24 protein-coding genes are annotated in these 22,034 nt (G+C 64.6%); 15 read left to right on the top strand and 9 right to left on the bottom strand.

Annotated elements, in window-relative coordinates:
- Window positions 1–747, top strand: a complete 747-nt coding sequence (locus WA237_RS03040; protein WP_336096634.1) for a sulfite exporter TauE/SafE family protein — start codon at window positions 1–3, stop codon at window positions 745–747.
- Here the strand turns inward: WA237_RS03040 and WA237_RS03035 are convergent.
- Complete coding sequence (locus WA237_RS03035; RefSeq protein ID WP_442970236.1) at window positions 744–1,058, bottom strand: hypothetical protein; 315 nt, start codon at window positions 1,056–1,058, stop codon at window positions 744–746. The genes WA237_RS03040 and WA237_RS03035 overlap by 4 nt on opposite strands.
- A 228-nt stretch (window positions 1,059–1,286) precedes the next feature.
- Between WA237_RS03035 and WA237_RS03030 the strand changes: the two genes are divergently transcribed.
- The 3 genes from WA237_RS03030 to WA237_RS03020 are packed head-to-tail and all read left to right on the top strand — an operon-like array spanning window position 1,287 to window position 3,403.
- Window positions 1,287–2,147 carry an HpcH/HpaI aldolase/citrate lyase family protein gene (locus WA237_RS03030; RefSeq protein WP_009813032.1) on the top strand — a complete coding sequence of 287 codons (861 nt, stop codon included), beginning with the start codon at window positions 1,287–1,289 and terminating at the stop codon, window positions 2,145–2,147.
- A 12-nt stretch (window positions 2,148–2,159) separates the two neighbouring features.
- Window positions 2,160–2,363, top strand: coding sequence for a DUF1737 domain-containing protein (locus WA237_RS03025; protein ID WP_009813031.1), 204 nt, complete (start codon window positions 2,160–2,162; stop codon window positions 2,361–2,363).
- Between the two features lie 2 nt (window positions 2,364–2,365).
- Entirely contained in the window at window positions 2,366–3,403 is a 1,038-nt protein-coding gene (locus WA237_RS03020) for a MaoC family dehydratase (RefSeq protein ID WP_336096633.1), read from the top strand.
- Window positions 3,404–3,496: 93 nt separating this feature from the next.
- On the opposite strand, the gene WA237_RS03015 is transcribed toward WA237_RS03020, so the two are convergent.
- Genes WA237_RS03015 through hisD form a run of 4 tightly spaced genes read right to left on the bottom strand, consistent with a single transcriptional unit; the run spans window position 3,497 to window position 6,984 of the window.
- Complete coding sequence (locus WA237_RS03015; RefSeq protein ID WP_216015149.1) at window positions 3,497–3,901, bottom strand: universal stress protein; 405 nt, start codon at window positions 3,899–3,901, stop codon at window positions 3,497–3,499.
- Window positions 3,902–3,933: 32 nt separating this feature from the next.
- Window positions 3,934–4,914 (bottom strand): zinc-dependent alcohol dehydrogenase, encoded by a 981-nt coding sequence (locus tag WA237_RS03010; protein WP_336096632.1) that lies wholly within the window; start codon window positions 4,912–4,914, stop codon window positions 3,934–3,936.
- Window positions 4,911–5,684 (bottom strand): SDR family NAD(P)-dependent oxidoreductase, encoded by a 774-nt coding sequence (locus WA237_RS03005; RefSeq protein WP_336096631.1) that lies wholly within the window; start codon window positions 5,682–5,684, stop codon window positions 4,911–4,913. The genes WA237_RS03010 and WA237_RS03005 overlap by 4 nt, the downstream gene beginning before the upstream one ends.
- Entirely contained in the window at window positions 5,677–6,984 is a 1,308-nt protein-coding gene (gene hisD / locus WA237_RS03000) for a histidinol dehydrogenase (RefSeq protein ID WP_336096630.1), read from the bottom strand. Before hisD ends, WA237_RS03005 begins: the two co-directional genes overlap by 8 nt.
- A gap of 168 nt (window positions 6,985–7,152) precedes the next feature.
- On the opposite strand from hisD, the gene WA237_RS02995 reads away from it, so the two are divergent.
- The 7 genes from WA237_RS02995 to WA237_RS02965 all read left to right on the top strand — a co-directional run bounded on the left by WA237_RS02995 (window position 7,153) and on the right by WA237_RS02965 (window position 12,386).
- Entirely contained in the window at window positions 7,153–8,199 is a 1,047-nt protein-coding gene (locus WA237_RS02995; RefSeq protein ID WP_336096629.1) for a LacI family DNA-binding transcriptional regulator, read from the top strand.
- Window positions 8,200–8,395: 196 nt separating this feature from the next.
- Complete coding sequence (sdhC, locus tag WA237_RS02990; protein WP_216015144.1) at window positions 8,396–8,779, top strand: succinate dehydrogenase, cytochrome b556 subunit; 384 nt, start codon at window positions 8,396–8,398, stop codon at window positions 8,777–8,779.
- Between the two features lie 10 nt (window positions 8,780–8,789).
- Window positions 8,790–9,161 carry a succinate dehydrogenase, hydrophobic membrane anchor protein gene (sdhD, locus tag WA237_RS02985; protein ID WP_040617859.1) on the top strand — a complete coding sequence of 124 codons (372 nt, stop codon included), beginning with the start codon at window positions 8,790–8,792 and terminating at the stop codon, window positions 9,159–9,161.
- Between the two features lie 17 nt (window positions 9,162–9,178).
- Window positions 9,179–10,984, top strand: coding sequence for a succinate dehydrogenase flavoprotein subunit (gene sdhA, locus WA237_RS02980; RefSeq protein ID WP_336096628.1), 1,806 nt, complete (start codon window positions 9,179–9,181; stop codon window positions 10,982–10,984).
- Between the two features lie 86 nt (window positions 10,985–11,070).
- Window positions 11,071–11,274 carry a hypothetical protein gene (locus tag WA237_RS02975; RefSeq protein WP_336096627.1) on the top strand — a complete coding sequence of 68 codons (204 nt, stop codon included), beginning with the start codon at window positions 11,071–11,073 and terminating at the stop codon, window positions 11,272–11,274.
- On the top strand, window positions 11,271–11,591 hold the full coding sequence (locus tag WA237_RS02970; protein ID WP_216015142.1) for a succinate dehydrogenase: 321 nt from the start codon (window positions 11,271–11,273) through the stop codon (window positions 11,589–11,591). Before WA237_RS02975 ends, WA237_RS02970 begins: the two co-directional genes overlap by 4 nt.
- A gap of 15 nt (window positions 11,592–11,606) precedes the next feature.
- On the top strand, window positions 11,607–12,386 hold the full coding sequence (locus WA237_RS02965; protein WP_216015141.1) for a succinate dehydrogenase iron-sulfur subunit: 780 nt from the start codon (window positions 11,607–11,609) through the stop codon (window positions 12,384–12,386).
- Window positions 12,387–12,454: 68 nt separating this feature from the next.
- Here the strand turns inward: WA237_RS02965 and WA237_RS02960 are convergent, their stop codons facing one another.
- From WA237_RS02960 to WA237_RS02950, 3 genes are all read right to left on the bottom strand, one after another.
- The gene (locus tag WA237_RS02960) at window positions 12,455–13,339 is read right to left on the bottom strand and encodes a DMT family transporter (RefSeq protein ID WP_336096626.1); all 885 of its coding nucleotides are present in this window, start codon (window positions 13,337–13,339) and stop codon (window positions 12,455–12,457) included.
- Window positions 13,340–13,407: 68 nt separating this feature from the next.
- Complete coding sequence (locus WA237_RS02955; protein WP_336096625.1) at window positions 13,408–14,520, bottom strand: alcohol dehydrogenase family protein; 1,113 nt, start codon at window positions 14,518–14,520, stop codon at window positions 13,408–13,410.
- 115 nt (window positions 14,521–14,635) lie between these two features.
- On the bottom strand, window positions 14,636–15,094 hold the full coding sequence (locus WA237_RS02950; protein ID WP_336096624.1) for a thiol-disulfide oxidoreductase DCC family protein: 459 nt from the start codon (window positions 15,092–15,094) through the stop codon (window positions 14,636–14,638).
- Window positions 15,095–15,483: 389 nt separating this feature from the next.
- Here WA237_RS02950 and WA237_RS02945 point away from each other — a divergent pair, with 389 nt between their 5' ends.
- Window positions 15,484–16,329: an urea carboxylase-associated family protein gene (locus WA237_RS02945; RefSeq protein WP_009813014.1), complete on the top strand. Its 846-nt coding sequence runs from the start codon at window positions 15,484–15,486 to the stop codon at window positions 16,327–16,329.
- An 894-nt stretch (window positions 16,330–17,223) separates the two neighbouring features.
- Here the strand turns inward: WA237_RS02945 and WA237_RS02940 are convergent.
- Entirely contained in the window at window positions 17,224–18,897 is a 1,674-nt protein-coding gene (locus tag WA237_RS02940) for a cytochrome c oxidase subunit I (RefSeq protein ID WP_040618329.1), read from the bottom strand.
- 391 nt (window positions 18,898–19,288) lie between these two features.
- On the opposite strand from WA237_RS02940, the gene WA237_RS02935 reads away from it, so the two are divergent.
- The 3 genes from WA237_RS02935 to WA237_RS02925 are packed head-to-tail and all read left to right on the top strand — an operon-like array spanning window position 19,289 to window position 21,515.
- Complete coding sequence (locus WA237_RS02935) at window positions 19,289–19,993, top strand: ABC transporter permease (RefSeq protein ID WP_216015136.1); 705 nt, start codon at window positions 19,289–19,291, stop codon at window positions 19,991–19,993.
- Window positions 19,990–20,703 carry an ATP-binding cassette domain-containing protein gene (locus WA237_RS02930; RefSeq protein ID WP_336096623.1) on the top strand — a complete coding sequence of 238 codons (714 nt, stop codon included), beginning with the start codon at window positions 19,990–19,992 and terminating at the stop codon, window positions 20,701–20,703. The genes WA237_RS02935 and WA237_RS02930 overlap by 4 nt, the downstream gene beginning before the upstream one ends.
- A complete protein-coding gene (locus WA237_RS02925; RefSeq protein ID WP_336096622.1) occupies window positions 20,700–21,515 on the top strand; it encodes a substrate-binding domain-containing protein in 816 nt (271 codons plus the stop codon). The genes WA237_RS02930 and WA237_RS02925 overlap by 4 nt, the downstream gene beginning before the upstream one ends.
- Window positions 21,516–22,034 lie beyond the last annotated feature (519 nt).

Below are 22,034 nucleotides of genomic sequence, written 5' to 3'. Positions count from 1 at the left end.
ATGGGCGAGATGGGCTGGGAGGTGATGGCAGTGGGCGCGGGGGCGGCGCTCTTTGCGGGCATCTCGAAAGGGGGATTCGGATCGGGCGCGGCCTTTGTCGGGGCGGCGGTGCTGGCGCTGTTCGTGTCGCCGGGGGCGGCGCTGGCGATCATGTTGCCGCTGTTGCTGGCGATCGATGCGGCGTCATTGCGGGCCTATTGGCGGCAGTGGGATTGGGCGCTGGCGCGGCATTTGCTGCTGGCGTCGGTGCCGGGGGTGTTGTTTGGGGCGCTGGTCTACCGGGTGGCGGATGCGGATCTGTTCCGGCTCATCATCGGGGTGATCTGTCTCGGCTTTGTCGCCTGGCGGCTTTGGCCGCGCCGTGACGCCGCGCGCCGGGATCTGCCGCATTGGGCGGTCTGGGCGCTGGCAGGGCTGGCGGGGTTCACCAGCTATGTCAGCCATGCTGGCGGGCCGGCGGTGGCGGTGGTCCTTTTGGCGCGGGGCGTGACGAAAACGGTGTTTCAGGCCACGACGGTTCTCGTCTTTGGCCTGATGAACCTGTTGAAATTCGCGCTCTATGCCGGGCAGGGCATGTTCAGCCCGGCGACGCTCTGGCTCGACCTGTGGTTGCTGCCCTTTGCGCTGGTGGGGACGTGGATCGGCGTGATCGCCCATCACCGAATTCCCGAGCGCTGGTTCTTTGGGCTCACCTACGGGTTGCTGATCGTCACCGGGCTGCGTCTTGTGCAGGTGGCGCTGAGCTAGGCGTCGCTGCCCTCGGCGGGCAGTGCCTCGGCCATGGTTTCATAGGCCTGACCGGAGGCCACGAGGCAGGCGATGCCACGCGGGGTGGTGACGATGATGGTCCAGCTGCCGGAGATCGGCGAGGCAAAGACCTCGATCACCGCATTATTGGAGCCGAGCCCCATGCTCTGCCGGGATTCGCCGTATTTCGTGGCGAGCCGGCCGACGACCATGTCACGGGGCGCGCAATTCTGTGCCTGACCTTCGGCGGTGAGCCCGCCGGAGAGGAAGGCCAGCCCGGCCGTGCAGGCGATCATCAGTTGTTTTCTCATGTCGCAGTCCTTTCCAGATGGTTGGGCCCCTGTCACGCCGGGGGTCGGTTCACGCCCCGGCTCTGGGAACAGCCTGCCGAATGATCCCTGAAAACAGGGTTAACGCCGCGTGCTTTGCCCTGAAAAGAGGGGTGTCGCTGCGTTGCGGCATGAAAGGGCTTGAACATTTCGGGCAAAAAATGGCATCTCTGCGCAAGAAAATTTCACACTCCCCGAGAGGTGCCGCCGATGGACATGACCAACCACCCCTATCGTTCCGTGCTCTATATCCCCGGCTCGAAGGAGCGGGCGCTCGACAAGGCGCGGAGCCTGCCGGCGGATGCGATCATCTTTGATCTCGAGGATGCGGTGGCCCCGGATGCCAAGGCGGAGGCGCGCGAAACGCTGGCCGCGTCGCTGCGCGAGGGAGGCTATGGCAAGCGGATCAAGATTGTGCGGATCAATGCGCTCACCACGGAGTGGGGGCTCGAGGATGTGCGGGTGCTGCGCGATGCGGGGGCCGATGCGATCCTCTTGCCCAAGGTCAATTCGCCGTCGGATGTGGATGCGCTGGCCGATCTTTTGCCGCCGACCATGCCGATCTGGGTGATGATGGAAACGCCGGTCAGCGTGTTCAACGCGCGCGAGATTGCGGCGCATGGCCGGGTGGCGGGGCTGGTCACCGGGACCAATGATCTGATCAAGGATCTGGGCTGTCGGTCGCGGGCGGACCGGATGCCGCTGATGACCGCGCTGCAGACCATCGTGATGGCGGCACGGGCGGCGCGGATCGTGGCGATTGACGGGGTCTACAACCGGTTTCGCGATGGCGATGGGCTCAAGGCCGAGTGCGAGCAGGGGCGGGATCTGGGCTTTGACGGCAAGACCCTGATCCATCCGGCGCAGATCGAGGGGGCCAATCAGGCCTTTGCGCCGACCAGTTCCGAGATTGATCTCGCAGAGCGTCAGATCAAGGCCTATGAAGACAGCATGGCCTCGGGGCAGGGGATCGCGGTGGTCGACGGGCAGATCGTCGAAAACCTGCATGTGGTGGCCGCGCAACGTATTCTCGCCAAGGCGCGTGCCGTGGCCGAGATGGCCGAAGGGTAAGGGAGTAGAGACATGAAGATTTACCGTTTGCTGACCGAAGACGACACGTCGAAATTCTGTCACAAGGTGACCGAGGCGCTGAGCAAGGGGTGGGAGCTCTATGGCAATCCGACCTATGCGTTCGATGCGTCAAACGGCGTCATGCGCTGTGGTCAGGCGGTGACCAAAGAGGTCGATGCCGAATACAGCCCTGACATGAAGCTGGGGGCGCAGTGATCATGGGGGCGGCCAAGACCAATCCGGGACGGTTTTTCGAGGATTATACCGTCGGCGAGACCATCCATCACGCGGTGCCGCGCAGTGTCGGCGCGGGAGAGCGGGCGCTCTATCATGCGCTCTACCCGGCGCGGCATGCGCTCTATTCCTCCGATGAGTTTGCCCGGTCCTGTGGCCTGCCGCAGAGCCCGCTGGACGATATCGCGGCCTTCCATGTGGTGTTCGGCAAGACGGTGCCGGATGTGTCGCTCAATGCGCTGGCCAATCTGGGCTATGCCGAGGGGCGGTGGCTCAAACCGGTCTATGCGGGCGATACGATCCGGTCGACGTCCGAGGTGATCGGGGTCAAGCAGAACTCGAACGGGAAATCCGGTGTCGTCTGGGTGCGGACCAAGGGCCATAGCCAGCGCGATGAGGTGGTGATCGACTATGTGCGCTGGGCCATGGTGCGCAAGCGCGATCTCGACGCGCCAGCGCCCGAGGTGGTGATCCCCGAGCTCAAGCCCGCGCTGGCGGCAGAGGATCTGGTGGTGCCCGAGGGGCTGCGGTTTGACGAATACGATTTCACGCTGGCGGGCGAGGCGCATCGCTGGGGCGATTACGAGATCGGCGAGACCATCGACCATGTCGACGGGGTGACCGTCGAAGAGGCCGAGCATATGACGGCGACGCGGCTCTGGCAGAATACGGCGAAGGTGCATTTCGACGTCTCGTCGCGGCCCGATGGGCGGCGGCTCATCTATGGCGGGCATGTGATTTCCATGGCGCGCACGCTGAGCTTTAACGGCTTGGCCAATGCGCAGATGGTTGTGGGGCTCAATGGCGGGGCGCATGCGAACCCCTGTTTCTCGGGCGATACGATCCGGGCCTGGTCCGAGGTTCTCGACAAGGCCGAGACCGGGGTGCCGGGCGTGGGTGCGATCCGGCTGCGGCTCGTCGCGACGAAGGGCGGCGCGCCCTTCATGCTCAAGGGGGAGGATGGGAAATACCTGCCCGATGTGATGCTCGACCTCGATTACTGGGCCTTGATGCCGATGTGATCCTGAGGTGGATTAATTGCAGACCGGCCCCGTATCCGAGAGATGCGGGGCCGGTGTCGTTTGAGGGGTCGTTTTGGGGTGCCGGTTGCGCGCTCAGCGGCGCACATGCACCGAGCAGGCGGCGAAGCGCATGACCCGGGCGGCGGTCGAGCCGAGCAGGAAATCGCGCAGCCCGGGTTTGTGCGAGCCGATCACGATACAGTCGATATCGGAGCCTGCGGCATAGTCGACGATGCTGCGGGCGGGGTGGCCTTTCTTGATCACCGGCTCGACCTCGGGGTGGTCGGCGAGTTTTTCATGCATCTTGGTGCGGGCGGCCTCAAAGCTGGCGCGGACCACCTCTTCGTCGAGATAGACGCCGACGGTGCCGCTGGGCATTTCATAGATATGCAGCGCGGTGATCTTGCCGCCTTCGGCCAGAAGCTTCTTGGCGACGTCGAGGGTTTCGGGCGAAATCCCGTGATCGAGCGCCATGGGAACGAGGATGTGTTTGTACATGGTGTGTCTCCTCAGAGGGCGGCGCGTCGGGATCAGCCCCAGGGCCGCAGGATGATTTTCGGGCTGGCCACCCGGCCCGCGCGCAGATCGGCAAAGGCCTCTGCCCCGTCGGACAGGTTGCGTGTCTCTGTCCAGTCGAGCGGGCCGAGGCGGTTGTCGAAGATGGCCTGGGCCGCATCGCGAAAGTCCTGCGCCGTATAGGTATAAGTGCCGATAAAGGTGATCTCTTGCAAGGTCATGCGGCGGATGTCGAGCCCGCCAGTGTCCTCGCCGAGGCCGATATGGGTGATCACCCCGCCGGGACGGGTGAGGGCGCTGGCGCGGGCGCGGGTGGCGGCAAAGCCCACCGCATCGACCACCAGATCGAAGAGACCTTCGGGGTTCTCCACGGCATGCACGGCGCAGCGGTCGCGCAGAAAGGCCCGGCGCGCGGGCTGGGGCTCGGCCAGGGTGATGTCATAGCCGCCCATGGCCCGGAGCGCGAGCACGGCGGCAAGGCCGATGGCTCCGCCGCCGATGACCAGCGCCCGCGGCGTGATGTCGGCGGGCAGGGCGGCAAGGCCGAGGCGCACGCCATGCCAGCTCACCGCCAGCGGTTCGGCCAGCGCCGCCTTGGTGAGGGGCGTCGTATCCGGCACGGTGACGAGATTGCGGGCGGGCATGGTGACATATTGCGCGAAGGCGCCTTCGCGGGGCGGCATCGAGATGATCTGCCGCGTGGCGCAGAGGTTTTCGCGGCCTGCCATGCAGGCGGGGCAGGTGCCGCAGGTGACCAGCGGGTTGATGGTCACCCGTTCGCCGTCGCGGGGGCCGCCTTCGATCACGCCAGCGCCCTCATGGCCGAGGATCAGCGGCGCGGGCCGGCGGTCGTCATGGCCGAGATAGGCATGCATGTCCGAGCCGCAGATGCCCACCGCCTCGATCCGGATGAGCAGGTCCTCGCCCTCGGCGGCGGGGGGGCGTGTGTCGCGATAGCCGAGCTGTTCGGGGGCGTCGTAGATGAGAGCCTTCATTTCGCGGTGAACCCCCCGTCGACCATCAAAAGCTGTCCGGTCACATAGGACGAGGCCTCGGAGCAGAGAAAGAGCAGCGGTCCATCAAGATCGGCCAGGGTGCCGTTGCGGCCAAGGCAGGTCTGGGCGGCGTTGCGGGCGGCGCGGTCGGGATCGCTGAACACGGCTTGGGTGAGCTCGGTCGGGAAAAACCCCGGCCCGATGGCGTTGGCGGTGATGCCATGCGGCGACCAGGCCTCGGCCATGGCGCGGGTGAGCTGGGTCACGCCGCCCTTGGTGGTGCCATAGGCGATGCCGCCGGGAAAGGCGCGGCTGCTTTGCAGGGAGGCGAAGTTGACGATGCGGCCCCAGCCCCGGTCGCGCATGGCGGGCACGAGGGCTTGGCTCAGAAAGAACGGGGCGGTGAGGTTGATCGCGAGGGTCGCATCCCAGCCCTCTTGCGTGACCTCGTCGGCGGGCTGGCGGGTGTTGAGCCCGGCGGCGTGGACCACGATATCGGACGCGCCAAAGGGCGCGGCGATGGCGCGGGCCACATCCCCGAGCGCGTCGCGGTCCGAGAGATCGGCGGCGATGGCGGCGGCGCGGTCCAGCCCGAGATCGTTGCGCCAGGCCTCGAGCGCCTCGGCCCGGCGGGCGACGCCCACCACCCGCGCCCCGGCGCGGGCGAGCACGCTTGCCGCATGTTGGCCGAGGCCAGAGCTGGCCCCGGTGACACAGGCGATGCGGCCCGTGAGATCAAAGAGCTGGGAGGGGTGCATCGGCTCAGCCATGGGCGGTCAGATCGAAGGTTTCGTTGGGGAAATACTTGGCGAGACGGACATCGGCGGCGCGGGCGTGGCCTTCCATCCCTTCGAGGCGCGAGATGCGGGCGGTGGCCTCGGCGATGGGTTTGGAGCCCGCGCGGGTGGCGCGCTGCCAGGTCACGATCTTCATGTATTTGTGGACCGAGAGCCCGCCGGTATAGCTCGCCGCGCCGGAGGTCGGTAGCACGTGGTTGGTGCCGGTGGCCTTGTCGCCATAGGAGACGGTGGTCTCTTCGCCGAGGAAGAGCGAGCCGTAGCAGGTCAGCCGGTCGAGCCACCAGTCGAGATCCTCGGCCTGCACCGTGAGATGTTCGGGGGCATAATCGTCGGAGGTTGCGGCCATTTCCTCGCGGTCGGCGCAGAGGATCACCTCGGCATAGTCGCGCCATGCGGCGGCGGCATTGTCGCGGTTGACCTCGGGCAGGTCGTCGATCAGGGCGGGCACGCGGGCCATGACATCCTCGGCCAGAGCGCGGTCATCGGTGACCAGCCAGACCGGCGAGTTGTAGCCATGTTCGGCCTGGCTCACCAGATCGGTCGCGACGATATGGGCGTCGGCGGTCTTGTCGGCGAGAATGAGGCTGTCGGTGGGGCCTGCGATCATGTCGATGCCGACACGGCCAAAGAGGATGCGCTTGGCTTCGGCCACGAACTGATTGCCGGGGCCGACGAGGATATTGGCCTTGGGCAGGCCGAAGAGGCCAAAGGTCATCGCGGCGATGGCCTGCACCCCGCCCATGGCCATGATTTTATCGGCGCCGCAGATATGGGCGGCATAGACGATGGCCGGGTTCACGCCGACGCCGGGGCGCGGCGGCGAGCAGGCGGTGATATGTTTGCAGCCCGCGACCTTGGCGGTGGTCACGGTCATGATGGCGCTGGCGACGTGGGAATAGCGCCCGCCCGGCGCGTAGCAGCCCGCCGCATCGACCGGGATCGCCTTTTGCCCGGCAATCACCCCCGGCACGATTTCGTATTCGACATTGGCGACGGTCGATTTCTGCTGTTCGGCAAAGCGTTTCACATTGTCATGGGCAAAGCGGATGTCGGCCTTGAGCTTTTCCGGGACGAGGGCGCAGGCGGCGTCGATTTCCTCGGCGGTGAGCATCACGTTGCCGTCGTATTTGTCAAATTTCGCCGCATAGTCGAGCGCCGCCTGATCGCCGCCCGCTTCGATGTCGGCGAGGATCTTGCGGACCGTGTCATGCACGTCCGAGGCATCGGAGCGCGAGGTGAGATGGGCTTTTTTCAGATAGTCACGGGCCATGGGGGATCCTGTCGCAAAGGGGTTTCGGGGGCCGGGCGGGGTGCCGCGGGAGAATCTCTTGAGCGGCAATGTAAGCGCTTGCATGCCGTCATTGCAAGCGCTTACATTTGTGCCATGCGCAGCGGGCCTGATCTGGCGTCTGCTGCCGTGACAGATTAGAGTGCGCCCATGACAGCTGTCCCGCCCAACCCCACGCTCGAAGATGTCGCCCGGATGGCCGGGGTGTCGACGGCCACGGTGTCGCGCTGTCTCAACGCGCCGGACAAGGTGGTGGAGCGGACGCGGGTGCGGGTGCTGGAGGCGGTGCGCGAGCTGGGCTATCTGCCGAATTTCGGGGCGCGGGCGATGGTGGCGCGGCGCACCAACACGATCGGCGCGATCATTCCGACCATGGCCAATGCGATCTTTGCCCGAGGTCTGCAGGCGTTTCAGGAAGAGGCGCGGCGGCTGGGCTATCAGCTCTTGGTGGCGAGTTCATCCTATCGGGCCGATCTCGAGGAAGAGCAGGCGCGGGCGCTGGCGGCGCGGGGGGCGGATGGGCTGTTGCTCATCGGGTTGGAGCGGGCCGAGACGCTCACCGCGTTTCTGGCGCAGCGCGGCCTGCCGGCGGTGGTAGCCTGGACCTATGGGGCGGAGGCGGCGCTGCCGACGGTGGGGTTCGACAATCGCGCGGCGATGCGGGGGCTGGCGGGGGAGGTGCTGCGGCTCGGGCATCGGCGGGTGGCGATGATCAGCGCGCCGGTGGCGCATAACGACCGGGCAAGGGCGCGGCTTGAGGGGCTGCGCGATGCGCTGGGGGCGGCGGGGCTCGACACGGGGTCCGATACGGGGTCCGGTACGGGGCTTCGGGTCATCGAGACGCGCTATGGGCTGGATGAGGGCGGGGCGGCACTTGCGCGATTGATGCAGGGCGAGACGCCGCCGACGGCGGTTCTGTGCGGCAATGATGTTTTGGCGGCGGGGGCGATCCGGCAGGCACGGGCACTCGGGCTGCGGGTGCCGGAGGATGTCTCGATCACCGGGTTTGACGATCTCGAGCTGGCGACGCTGGTCACGCCGGCGCTCACCACGGTGCATGTGCCGCATCAGGAGATGGGGCGGCTCGCGGCGCGCTGTCTTGTTGAAATGGTTGAACAATCCGCGCGGCCACGGCCTGCGCCGCTGGCCACCGAGCTGCGGCTGCGCGACTCGCTCGGGCCGCCGCCCGTGGTCTGAGGCGGATTTCGCCATTTGTGATGACATCTTGTGATCACGAGAAAGTAAGTGTGATCACAAGATGTGGATTTGTCGGCAATTGGCCGCATAATCCGCTTATTTCCCCTGTGCAATCCGTTCTGCCACGTTAAAAAGGGGCAACTGACGCGGCGCAGGAGGCCTGCCTCGCATCACCAAGCCTGGAGGACGCGACATCATGGCAGATGTGAACAGGGGCGACCGCCCGCTTTCACCCCACCTGACGATCTATCGCCCGCAACTGACCTCGATGACATCGATCCTGACGCGGATCACCGGCAACGCGCTGTTGCTGGGGGCGCTGCTCATGGTCTGGTGGTTTCTCGCGGCGGCGACGGGGCCGGAGTATTTCGCCACCGTTGACGGGATCGTCACCAGTTTCCTCGGGGATCTGATCATGGTCGGATCGCTCTGGGCGCTGTGGTATCACCTGCTGGCGGGCGTGCGGCACCTGATCTGGGACAATGCCATGATGCTCGAACTGGAGCGGGCCGAGATGCTCGGCTGGTCGGTCATCGCGGGATCGGTCGTGCTGACCATCCTCACCATCATCATCATCTGAGGGGCCAGCCATGCGTTACCTGACTGACCGCAAGCGCGCTGTCGGCCTTGGCTCTGCCAAGTCCGGTGTGCATCACTTCTGGGCGATGAAACTGTCGAGCGCGGGGCTTCTCGTGCTGGTGCCGTTGTTCATCTTTACCTTTGGGCCGATGCTCGGCGCGCCGCATGCCGAGGTGGTTGCCTATTTCGCCCGGCCCTTCCCGGCGCTTGTCGCCGCGCTCACGATCATCGTGGGGTTCAAGCATTTCCGCGATGGCGCGCAGATCATGCTTGAGGATTACGTGCATGGCACGGCGCAGAAGATCTGCATCATGGCGCTGACCCTGTTGAGCTATGGTGCCATGGCCGCGGGCCTCTTCGCCATTGCCAAAATCGCCCTTTGAGACCGGAGACATAACGAATGGCTGCTTATGAATACGAGACGCATGAGTATGACGTCGTGGTCGTCGGGGCCGGTGGCGCCGGTTTGCGGGCGACGCTGGGCATGGCGGAACAAGGGCTGCGCACGGCCTGTGTGACCAAGGTTTTCCCGACCCGGTCGCATACCGTGGCCGCGCAGGGCGGCATTGCCGCGAGCCTTGGCAACATGGGGCCGGACAATTGGCAGTGGCATATGTATGACACGGTCAAAGGCTCGGACTGGCTCGGCGATACGGATGCGATGGAATATCTCGCCCGCGAAGCGCCCAAGGCGGTGTATGAGCTCGAACATTACGGCGTGCCGTTCTCGCGCACCGAAGAGGGCAAGATCTATCAGCGTCCCTTTGGCGGCCACACCACCGAGTTCGGGGAAGGCCCGCCGGTGCAGCGCACCTGTGCCGCCGCCGACCGGACCGGCCACGCGATCCTGCACACGCTCTATGGGCAGAGCCTCAAGCAGAAGGCCGAGTTCTATATCGAGTATTTCGCCATTGATCTGATCATGTCCGACGATGGCGCCTGCACCGGTGTCGTCTGCTGGAAGCTCGACGATGGCACGATGCATGTGTTCAACGCCAAGATGGTCGTGCTCGCCACCGGCGGCTATGGCCGGGCCTATTTCAGCGCCACCTCGGCCCATACCTGCACCGGCGACGGTGGCGGCATGGTGGCCCGTGCGGGGCTGCCGCTTCAGGATATGGAATTCGTGCAATTCCACCCGACCGGCATCTATGGCTCGGGCTGTCTCATCACCGAAGGGGCGCGCGGCGAAGGCGGCTATCTCACCAACTCGGAAGGCGAACGGTTCATGGAGCGCTATGCGCCCCAGTACAAAGACCTCGCGCCGCGCGATTATGTGAGCCGCTCGATGACCATGGAGATCCGCGAGGGCCGTGGTGTTGGCGAGCATGGCGATCACATCCATCTCAACCTGAGCCACCTGCCGCCCGAGGCGCTGCAACTGCGGCTGCCAGGGATTTCGGAAAGCGCCCGCATCTTTGCCGGTGTCGATGTCACCAAAGAGCCGATCCCGGTGCTGCCGACCGTGCATTACAACATGGGCGGTATTCCGACCAACTATTGGGGCGAGGTGGTGAACCCGACCAAGGACGATCCGAACGCCATCGTGCCGGGGCTGATGGCCGTGGGCGAGGCGGGCTGTGCCAGCGTGCATGGCGCGAACCGTCTTGGGTCCAACTCGCTCATCGATCTCGTGGTCTTTGGCCGCGCCGCCGCGATCCGGGCGGGCAAGGTTGTCGATCCTGACAGTGCCGTGCCTGCGACCAATCTGGCGCAGGTGGACAAGGCCTTTGCCCGTTTCGACGGCTTGCGTCATGCGGATGGGGCGATCCCGACCGCCGAGCTGCGGCTCGAGATGCAGAAGACGATGCAGGAAGATGCAGCCGTGTTCCGGACCTCGAAGACGCTGGCCGAGGGGGTCGAGAAGATGACCGCCATCGCGGGCAAGATGGGCGATCTCAAGGTCACCGACCGCACGCTGGTGTGGAACAGCGACCTGATGGAGACGCTCGAGCTGACCAACCTGATGCCCAATGCGCTGGCGACGATCCACGGGGCCGAGGCCCGCAAGGAAAGCCGTGGCGCCCATGCGCATGAGGATTTCACCAGCCGCGACGACGAAAACTGGCGCGTGCATTCGGTGGCCCGTGTCGAGGACACCGCCGTCGAACTGAGCTATCGTCCGGTGGTCGAAGACCCGCTCACGGACGAGAAATCGGGCGGCATCAGCCTCAAGAAGATCGCCCCGAAAGAGCGGACCTTCTGATGCGAGCAGCGCTCACCTTGTTGGGTTTGGCCCCAGTTCTGTCTTCTCTGGCCGCGTGCCAGATGGGCGGGCCGCAGGTGTATCCTGTGGCCGAGCCGCCCAAGACAGGCGGGCCGACCGAGCATGTGGAGGGCTGCGCCGTCCAGGCCGGGATCAACGGCGAATTCGACACCGAAGTGTTCTATGATCAGGGCTATGCCATCGTCACGGTGCAACCGGGGCGGGGCGTGTCCTCGGATCAGGCGGACAAGGCCAATGCCTGTCTCGCGGCGCAGAGGAGACGCATATGATACGCGGGCTTATTCTTGCGGGCGCTCTGGCGCTGTCGGGCTGTGCGGCGACCAATGACGCGGCGGACAATCTGGCGCGCGACCGGGCCAAGACCGTGGTCAACCGCGTGGTGTCCGAACGGCTGCCCGGGGTCAACGCGGCGCCGGTCACCGATTGCATCATCGATGCGGCCTCGGCCAAGGAAATTCTGAACTTCGCCGCGGCATCCGTCGCGGGGATCACCCAATCCACGATCGAAGAGGTTCTGGTCATTGCCCAGCGCCCCGAGGCCGTGAAATGTATCGCCCAGAACAGCATCACGATGCTGGGCGGCTGAGACGGAGACTAGGAAATGGTTCAACTCACCCTACCCAAAAACTCCCGCATCACGCGTGGCAAGACCTGGCCCAAGCCGGAGGGTGCGACCAATATCCGCAAGTTCCAGATTTACCGCTGGAGCCCCGATGACGGGCAGAACCCGCGTGTCGACACCTATTTCCTCGACATGGACAAATGCGGCCCGATGGTTCTCGACGCGCTGATCAAGATCAAGAACGAGATCGATCCGACGCTCACCTTCCGCCGGTCCTGCCGCGAGGGGATCTGTGGGTCCTGCGCGATGAATATCGACGGGATCAACACGCTGGCCTGTATCTATGGCATGGACGAGATCAAGGGCGACGTGAAGATCTATCCGCTGCCGCATATGCCGGTGGTCAAGGATCTCATCCCCGACCTCACCCATTTCTACGCCCAGCATGCCAGCATCATGCCCTGGCTCGAGACCAAGACGAACCGTCCGGCGAAGGAATGGAAACAGTCGATCGAGGACCGCGAAAAGCTCGATGGGCTCTATGAATGCGTGATGTGCGCCAGCTGCTCGACCTCCTGCCCGAGCTATTGGTGGAATGGCGACAAATACCTTGGGCCGGCGGCGCTCTTGCATGCCTATCGCTGGATCATCGACAGCCGTGACGAGGCCACGGGCGAGCGGCTCGACGATCTGGAAGATCCGTTCAAGCTCTATCGCTGCCACACGATCATGAACTGCACCAAGACCTGCCCCAAGGGGCTCAACCCGGCGAAGGCCATCGCGCATATCAAGAAGCTGATGGTGGAACGGGCGGTCTGATCCGGGGTTACCGGGACTGAGCGAGTTTGCGACAGGGCGGCCTTGGGGCCGTCCTTTTGCGTTGTGGCTCAGTCGCGGCCGATGAGGATAAAGCCCACGCCGCCGACCACCAGCGCGCCGCCGACAAGCACCTGGGAGCTCAGACTTTCACCGAGGAAGAGCACGCCGCCCAGCACCGCAAAGAGCGGCAGGAGCAGCAGGAAGGGCGCCACCTGGCTCACCGGGTTGCGGCGGATCAGCGTGTACCAAAGCCCATAGCCGAGCGCCGTCATGATCAGCCCGAGATAGGCCACCGCGACCCAGACCACCCAGCCCGCGCCGGTGATCGCCGCCCATTGCCCGGTCTCGAAGATGAGCGAGGAGACCAAGAGCTGTGGCGCCGCCATGACGGCGATCCAGGCGGTGACGGTGAGCCCGTCGATCCCGTCGAGCCGCCGGATCATCGCCTGTCCCACGGCCCAGATGAAGGCGCCTGAGATGACCAGCAGCACCGAGACCCAGGCCGCCGCGATCTGTGGCGCGCCGGCGATCTGCCAGACGCCCACAAAGGCCAGCGCGATGCCTGCCCATTTGCGCCAGCCGGGGGCTTCGCCCAGAAAGAGCGCGCCGATGAGGACGAGGAAGGGCACTTCGAGCTGTACGATGAGCGCCGCCGCGCCAGCGTCGAGCCCCTTGAGCCCGGTGAAGGTCAGCGAATATTGCACCGTCGAGGCGATCAGCGCGATGAGCGCCAGCCGTCCCAGATGCGCCCGGGGGATGCGCACGAACCACACCAGCGCCAGCGCGGTCACGAAAAACCGGAAGGACATCAGAAGGATCGGAGGGAAATAGCCGATCGCCGCCTTGGCAAAGACAAAGCCCATGCCCCAGGCCATCGCCACCGCCACGCCCATCAGCATGTCGATGAGGCGCAGGTTGGTGGCGGGGCCGAGAGGCGGGGCGATCATGGTCATGGCCCAAGCGACCATGGGGGGGACGGGCCTGCGCGTCTGTCTGCGACAGGGGGGTCGCTTTCGGCGGGCTAGGGCGCGGGCGGGATCAGGACGAAATTGCCGACATGGGATTTCTGCAGGAATTCCTTCTGCGCCGTGACGATCTCGGAGAGAGGGAAGGTCTTGGCCAGCAGCGGTCTGATCTCGCCCGCCTCGATATAGGAGATGAGGTTGGCAAAGACCGGCGCGTCCCAGGCGGTGGTGCCGATGAGGCGGATGTCCTTGAGATACATGTCGCGCATGTCGAGGCTCACCATCGGGCCGGCAATTGCGCCGGACGAGACATAGCGGCCGCCGCGTTTCAGCAGTTTGAGCATGGTGGGAAAGCCCGGTCCGGCGACATTGTCGACCACGAGGCTCACGGACATCTCGCCAAGGGTCGCCACCAGATCCGCCTCGCGTGAGAGCACCTGATCGGCGCCGAGATCGCGGATCAGATCGGCCTTGGAGGGGCTGGTGATGGCGATGACGCGGGCGCCGCGGCGGCGGGCGAGCTGAACCGTGGCCGAGCCGACGCCGCCCGAGGCACCGGTGACCAGCACGGTGTCGTCAGGGCCGAGGCCCGCGCGATGCAGCATGTTCTCGGCGGTGCCATAGGCACAGGGGATGGTGGCCAGTTCCGCATCGGACCAGTCGCAGCTGACGGGAAAGACCTCGCTGGCCGGGACCTTGACGAATTGCGCGAAAGCGCCGTCGAAATCGGAGGCCATCCAGATGTTGTCCATCACCTCATAGCCATTGGGCCGCATGCAGGCGCGGACCAGCGCCCGGGTGCCCATGAGCGCCGCGTTGACGCCTTGGCCGAGCGCCACGACGCGGCCACAGCAATCGGTGCCTTGGATGATCGGAAAGGGGGTGGCCCCGTTCCAGCCGCCATCGTCCTTGTCCTCGGCGCGGGTTTCCTGGGCGTCGGCCTGACCGCTGGTGTCGGTGGTCACAGAGGAGGAATACCAGCCAAGGCGGGTGTTGATTTCGGTGTTGTTCATTCCCGCCGCCAGCACCTGCAGGAGGACCTCACCGGGTCCGGGCTGCGGGATCGGCACGGGGCGGTAGTCGAGCTTGTCATAGCCGCCATTGCCGGTGGTGACGACGGCCATCATCTGACCCTTGGGGGCGGTGGTAAGGCTGGGGGCTTTGGACATGGCGGCACCTTTCGGAAAAGTCATGCCCATAGTCTAGCGCGTTGCGGCCCTTGTAACAGGGGGGACGCGGCGGCAGGGCGTGGGTTTGCGTCAGCCGTGCCGCTGGTGCCGTCGCTTAGGACATCAGCCGTTTGCGCAGGGCGGGATCGGGCAGGGCGCACATGTCGGTGCGGCCCAGGAGGCGATAGCGGTTGCGGGCGACGCGGGCATAGAGCCAGTCCTGCAACGGGCGGGGCAGGAGGCGGAGCACCGACAGGGCGCGCCAGAGGCCGCCGAAATGCTGGGCCACCCGGATTGTCGCGTCGAGCGAGCTATAGGCGCGGCCCTCGGTCAGGTAGAGCCACGAGTTCGGGTCGTCCGGGTCCATGCCGTAATGCCGCAGCAGGGCGGTGCCCAAGGGCGTCTGAATGGGCAGGATGCGGAATTCCTCGCGCCGGTCGTGGCGGGCGATCCAGCGGGCCCCTCGGGCGCAAAGCGCGCATTGCGCGTCCATCACTGCCAGATGACGGGGCGCGTCGAATGTCGGCACCTCGGGGTCGTCGAGGTAGGAATAGGGCGGGCGCGTGATCTCCATATTCTAACGCTAGCGATCCGTGAGACGCGGTGCAATTGCGCGAATTGTCCCGATTTGCCCCGGTTTGTGCCGATTTTGACCCGCAGGCCTGCCGTCGCAAAGCGTGGCGTGATAGGCCAACCCCGGGCAGGATGGCCGAGAAATCTTGCCAAGAGATGAACAGGAGGTGCGAATGCTGATCATTGCGGGGCTGTTGGTAGCGTTTGTGCTGCTTTTGATCTTTGGCAAGCGGCGCGGGCGGCTTTGCCGGTGGCGGCGGCAGGGGGCGGGCGCGGCGCCGGGGCAGAGCCTTTACCGCTGTATGTATTGCGGGGCGGAGGCCTTTACATCGGATGGCAATCCGCCTTTGATCTGTCCCAGAGAAGACCCCCCGCAGAAAGGATGAGGCCATGACCCGCCCCAAGGATGCCGAGGCGCGCCGCGCCATTGCCCCTGTGATTTGCTATCCGAACGAGACGCTGCCGGCGGTGCCTCTCGATCTCTACCGGGGGGCGCGGGCGGGGGCGCGCAAGGTCGACGAGGCGCTGGCCGCGCCGCGCGAGGCCTGTGCCTTTCGCGTCAAGGCGGGGCAGTTCTTTCGGATTTCGAGCGTCGAGGGCCCGCAGGTCGGCGATCTCAACCTGTGGAATGCCAATGACCTGAACGAGCGGTTTTATTCGGGGAAATCAAGAGCTTTGCACGGCACCCACCTGACGACCGGCGAGCGGATGTGGTCGAGCTTTCCCTATCTGCGGCCGATGGCCACGATCATCGAGGACACGCTCGAATGGTACGGGATGGATGGGTTTGGCGGGTCGGTGCATGATGTGATCGGGACGCGGTGTGATCCCTATACGGGCAATCTTTTGCAGGGGTCCCAGTATCATCATTGCTGCCATTCCAACCTGATCCGGGCGCTGGCGGAGGCGGAGGGGCTGAGCCTCAAGGAGGCGGAGCCTTTGGTGCATGATGTGCTCAATGTTTTCATGTGCACCGGGTTCACGCGGGACACGGGGCAGTATTTCATGAAGGCGAGCCCGGTGCGGCCCGGGGATTACCTTGAATTCTTTGCAGAAATCGACCTGCTCGGGGCGCTGAGCGCCTGTCCGGGGGGCGATTGTTCGTCGGAGCATTCGAGCGATACGGCGGCCTGTTATCCGCTTCTGGTGGAGGTGTTCGAGCCTGAGGCAGGGGCGCTCGGGGCCTGGCAATCGCCGCCGGTCAATGGCTATGATCGCAGCCATGGGATGGGCTGAGCGGGGTCTGTGAAACGCCCGAAAATGGCACGTCGGCAGGACGTCGGTATTACGGCGGTAAAGCGACAGTGGGGGTTTTGAGCCTGTTGAGGCGAGACGCGTCCGGTCTCAGATGAGAAATGAGTGCCCTCTATCAGGGGCCGTCGCGCCCCAGTCATCGCCTTCACGTCTTCTTAAGGCTGAAGCGGTAGAGTGATGACAGGCGGGCATTGACGCGGTGTCTTGTCAGGCGGTTGAGAGGAGATCGAAGACCTGCGGTCAAATACGGGGCCATGGTTTGCGCGAATGTCGATCAGGGCTTTGACGTGTTGGGGATGGAGAAGGGGTGCCTATGCGCCGTCATCGCGTCCCCACCCAAGCACAGGCCGGGCCTCTGCGCGATTGGTGCCGTGAGCAAATCTGAGCCGCAAGAGATACAGGCCTATCATTACAAGTTTCAGATACCGTTCCGGCTGCCCGCAAGATGGGGGAACGTTTCCCGATGGGCAAAGTGCGACATGATCTATGCGGTCGGGTTCCACAGGTTGGATTTGTTGCGATTGGGTAAGGACCAAAATGGGGCGCGGCAATACCAGTTTAATACACTGTCCCGTACGCATTTACGTAACATCAACAATTGTGTGTTAGCGAGTTTGGGACTTCCGCCTTTGACAGAATAGGCAGGCATTCCTATATTTCGATTGTGGCGGCGCTGCTTCGGCATCCGCATTAAGACCCTACCAAGGGCCACTGGCCGACGACGCGACATCAAGCATCAGGCCAGTGCTGAGAGGCCCCTCAAGCCCAGCTTGGGGGGCTTTGCTGTGTCAAAGAGGCGGTTTCAAGATTGGGTCCCCAAAGCAAAAGGCCCCGGAGCGATCCGGGGCCTTTTCTGTGTCTTGAGAGTGCCGTGCCTTAGTGGGCGTGGCCCTTGTCCCAGTCTTCCTGCTTGGGCAGGATTTCGAACGTGTGTTCGGGGGGCGGGCTGGGCAGGGTCCATTCCAGCGTGTCGGCGTATTCGTTCCAGTAGTTGTTCTCGGTGACGCGGGCGCCACGCAGCAGGGTGTAGATCACCACGCCGAAGAAGAACACGAAGCTGGCGAAGGAGATGAACGCGCCGAGCGACGACCACCAGTTCCACAGGCTGAACGCCTCGGGGTAGTCGATGTAACGGCGGGGCATGCCCTGACGGCCGAGGAAGTGCTGCGGGAAGAAGGTCAGGTTGGCCCCGAGGAACATCACCCAGAAGTGCAGCTTGCCGGCCCATTCGGGATATTGGCGACCGGTCATCTTGCCGAAGTAGAAGTAGATCCCGGCGAAGATGGCGAAGATGGCGCCAAGGCTCATCACGTAGTGGAAGTGCGCCACGACATAGTAGGTGTCGTGATAGGCGCGGTCGACGCCGGCCTGGCTCAGCACGATGCCGGTGACACCGCCCACGGTGAAGAGGAAGAGGAAGCCGAAGGCCCAGAGCATCGGCGTCTTGAACTCGATCGAGCCGCCCCACATGGTCGCGATCCAGGAGAAGATCTTGACCCCTGTCGGCACCGCGATGACCATGGTCGCCAGCATGAAGTAGCTTTGCTGGGTCAGCGACATGCCAACGGTGTACATGTGGTGCGCCCAGACCACGAAGCCCAGACCGCCGATGGCGATCAGCGCCCAAACCATCGGCAGGTAGCCGAAGATCGGTTTGCGCGAGAAGGTCGCGATCACGTGGCTGATGATGCCAAAGCCCGGAAGGATGATGATATACACCTCGGGGTGGCCGAAGAACCACAGGATATGCTGATAGAGGATCGGGTCGCCGCCGCCTGCGGGATCGAAGAAGGTCGTCCCGAAGTTACGGTCGGTGAGCAGCATGGTGATGGCACCGGCCAGAACCGGCAGGCTGAGCAGGATCAGCCATGCGGTGACGAAGATCGACCAGGCAAAGAGCGGCACCTTGAACAGGGTCATGCCGGGGGCACGCATGTTCAGGAAGGTGGTGATCATGTTGATCGCGCCGAGAATCGAGCTCGCACCCGAGACGTGGACGGCGAAGATCGCGAGATCCATCGACATGCCGGCCTCGGAGGTCGAGAGCGGCGCGTAGAGCACCCAGCCCACGCCCGAGCCGAGCTGACCATTGCCGCCCGGTGCCAGAAGCGAGGCGACGCCCAGCGAGGTGCCGGTGACGTAGAGCCAGAAGCTCAGGTTGTTCATGCGCGGGAAAGCCATGTCCGGCGCGCCGATCTGCAGCGGCATGAAGTAGTTGCCGAAACCGCCGAAGAGCGCGGGAATCACCACGAAGAACATCATCAGGACACCGTGATAGGTGATCATGACATTCCAGAGGTGGCCGTTGGGGGTACAGTCCGCCGCCGCATCGGCGATGAAACGTGCGCCTTCGAGGCACATGTACTGGACACCCGGTTCCATGAGTTCGAGCCGCATGTAAACGGTGAACATAACCGAGATCAGGCCGACGAATGCCGACACGATCAGGTAAAGGATACCGATATCCTTGTGGTTGGTGGACATGAACCAGCGGGTGAAGAACCCGCGGTCATCGTGATGGTCATGGCCATGAATGGCTGCGTCTGCCATTTGCGCCTCCTGCTGCATGTGTGCGGGCGCAAAACGGCATATGCCATGGGGCCCGGGATCATGCGCCGTTTTAGAACGCCGGGCGGGGCGGGGCAATGTTCGAAATTGCCGCAGATCAAAGTTTTTAGCGCCTGAGGTGGGCTTAGATAGGGGTTGGGTCACGGTTGGGTTAGGCTCGGGTCGGGCTCGGGTGGCTGTGGCGCATCGGGGGCGGCGGGCGGCTTGCAGGCGCGGATCCGAGTCGGGTGTGGACAAAATGTCCAGCCCGGAGGTGCGGCGTGGGGTGCGATTGGTCAGGATGGCCGGGAGCCTGTCCTGGGGTGCGAAGGGGCTGGCATCCCGCGAAACAACCTGTAAGGGTCCGCGGACTATGGGACGGAGGGGTCGGCGGATGGTCGATCTGTGGAGCGGGCTGGCGCAGGCTTTCTGGCTGGTCGTGACATTTGACAAAGAGCTTTTGGAGATCGCGCTGCGGTCCTTGCAGGTCACCTTGTCGGCCCTGCTCATTGCCTGTGTCATCGCGCTGCCCCTGGCGGCGCTGCTCGCGGTGCGGCGGTTTCGGGCGCGGCGCATGGTGGTGGCGGTGCTCAACGCGCTGATGGGGCTGCCGCCGGTGGTGGTGGGGCTGATCGTCTATGTGATTCTCAGCCGCTCCGGGCCGCTGGGGGCGCTTGGCCTGTTGTTCACGCCCTGGGCGATGATCATCGCGCAGGTCATCATCATCGTGCCGCTCATCGCCTCGATCGCGCATCAGTCGCTGCGCGATCTGTGGCATGACTATCATGATCTGCTCATCTCGATGAATGTGACGCAGCGCCAGAAGGTGGCGACGCTCCTCTGGGATGCGCGGCGGGCGCTGTTGACGGCGGCGCTGGCCGGGTTTGGCCGGGCCATCGGCGAGGTCGGCGCGATCATGATCGTCGGCGGCAATATCGATCATGCGACGCGGGTGCTGACGACGGCGATTGCGCTCGAGACCGGCAAGGGCGAGTTTGCGCTGGCGCTGGCCTTGGGCTTTGTCCTTATCGCGCTGGCGATCTCGGTCAATCTGGCAATCCATTGGGTCGGGCGGACGGAACGGGAGGGGCGCTGGTGAGCGGTTTGTTCCCTCTCACGGTTGCTGGGGCCACGTCGCGGCGGGCCGGGCATCAGCTCGTCGGGCCGGTGGATCTCACCCTTGGCGGGGAGGGCGTCACGGTGGTGATCGGGCCGAACGGGTCGGGCAAGACGACGCTGTTGCGGCTCTTGCACGGGGCGGCGCGGCTCAGCAGTGGGCGGCTTGACTGGGCGTGCAGCACCGAAGAGGCGCGGCGGCGGCAGGCCTTTGTGTTTCAGCAGCCGGTGATGATGCGGCGCTCGGTTCTCGACAATATCGCCTATCCGCTCACCGTGCGCGGCATGAAGCGGGCGGCGGCGCGGGCGCAGGCGCGCGTCTGGGGTGCACGGGTGGGCCTGGGCGAGATGCTCGACCGGGCGGCGCCGGTCCTGTCGGGCGGGGAACGGCAAAAGCTCGCGATTGCGCGGGCGCTGATTGCCGAGCCGGAGCTGGTGTTTCTCGACGAGCCCTGTGCGGCGCTCGACGGGCGGGCGATGCGCGAGATCGAAGAGATCCTTGGCGCGGCGCGGGCCAATGGCACGCGGCTCATCCTGTCGACCCATGACATGGGGCAGGCGCGGCGGCTCGCCGATGAGGTGGTTTTCCTGCTCAAGGGGCGGGTGCATGAGCGCGCCCCGGCAGACAAGTTTTTCAACCAGCCCGAAACGCCACAGGCACGGGCCTTTTTAAGAGGAGATATCGTGGAATGAAACGGACGATTATGGCGGCGGTATTTGCGCTGGCCGCGACCGGCGCGGCGCAGGCCGAAGAGATGAAAATGGCGGTGACCACGTCGTTCCACAATTCCGGGCTGTCGGATATTCTGCTGCCCGCGATCAAGGAAGACACGGGCATCGATGTGCAACTGCTCGTGGTGGGCACGGGGCAGGCGATCAAGCTCGGCGAGGCGGGGGATGTGGATGCGATCCTCGTCCATAGCCGCAAGGCCGAGGAGAAATTCCTCGAGGCGGGGCATGGCACCCATCGGCGCGAGATCATGTATAATGATTTCATCTTTGTCGGCCCCGAGGATGATGTCGCGGGCGCGGGCAAGGCCGAGGATGCCAAGGGCGCGCTGGCCGCGATTGCCGGGGCCGAGGCGGATTTCGTGAGCCGGGGCGATGACAGCGGCACGCATAAGAAAGAGCTGAGCCTGTGGGCTGCCGCCGGGATCACCCCCGAGGGGGCGTGGTACAAGGAGGTCGGTGCCGGCATGGGCGCGTCGCTCAACACCGCGGCGGGCATGGGCGCCTATATCATGTCGGACCGGGCGAGCTGGCTCAATTTTGGCAACAAGGCGGGGCTGGATATCGTGTTCGAAGGCGATCCGGTGCTCTTTAACCAATATGCCTATCTGCCGGTGAACCCGGAGAAACATGGGCATGTGAAAAGCGATCTGGTGGCGCAGCTCGAAGACTGGCTGGTGTCGGACCGGGCGAAGGAGCTGATCGACAGCTATACGATCGGGGGCGAGACGCTCTTTGTGTTCAACGCCGATCAGATGGCCAAGGCGGCGGAATAAGCCCAGCGCCCAAGAGGTATGGTAGGCGGTACGCCCGCCCTGCGACGGCAGGGCGGGTTTTTTGTTCACGGTTTTTTAGAGGCTCTCTTCTACGATGTGATGGTCCCACGGAGCCATGGAGGAGATAATCGTATGTAGCTGTGTTTGGAGGGTTTCTCGGAGGCTCGTGCCGCGCGTGGTGCCGTGCTGCTCGGACGTAGTGCCGGACCGATGTCATGCAGCGCCCCTGTCAGGTAAAGCAGGTGTCATGTGGCGCGGTTGCCATTAAGCGTTGATGACATGTAGGGCCGAGGGGTCATGCAGTGCCAATGTCATGCAGTTCTGGGGGTCATGCAGTGCGGAGGTGATCGCGCGGCGGCGACATCAGCAGGCTGCGCCAATTGATCACGCTGGGCCGATCAGGCTGCGCCAATTGATTGCGCTGGGCCGATAGCGCGCACGCCAGCCCATATTCCGACGGGCCAGCACATATCCCGACGTGTCAAAATGGGTATCCCGGCACGCCATCCCGGCACGCCA

The sequence above is a fragment of the Roseovarius sp. CH_XMU1461 genome (assembly GCF_037027165.1).
Classification (GTDB): Bacteria; Pseudomonadota; Alphaproteobacteria; order Rhodobacterales; family Rhodobacteraceae; genus Roseovarius; species Roseovarius nubinhibens.
The sequence above is the reverse complement of the archived record's forward strand: the minus strand, read 5'-3'. Positions and strand labels throughout refer to the sequence as shown.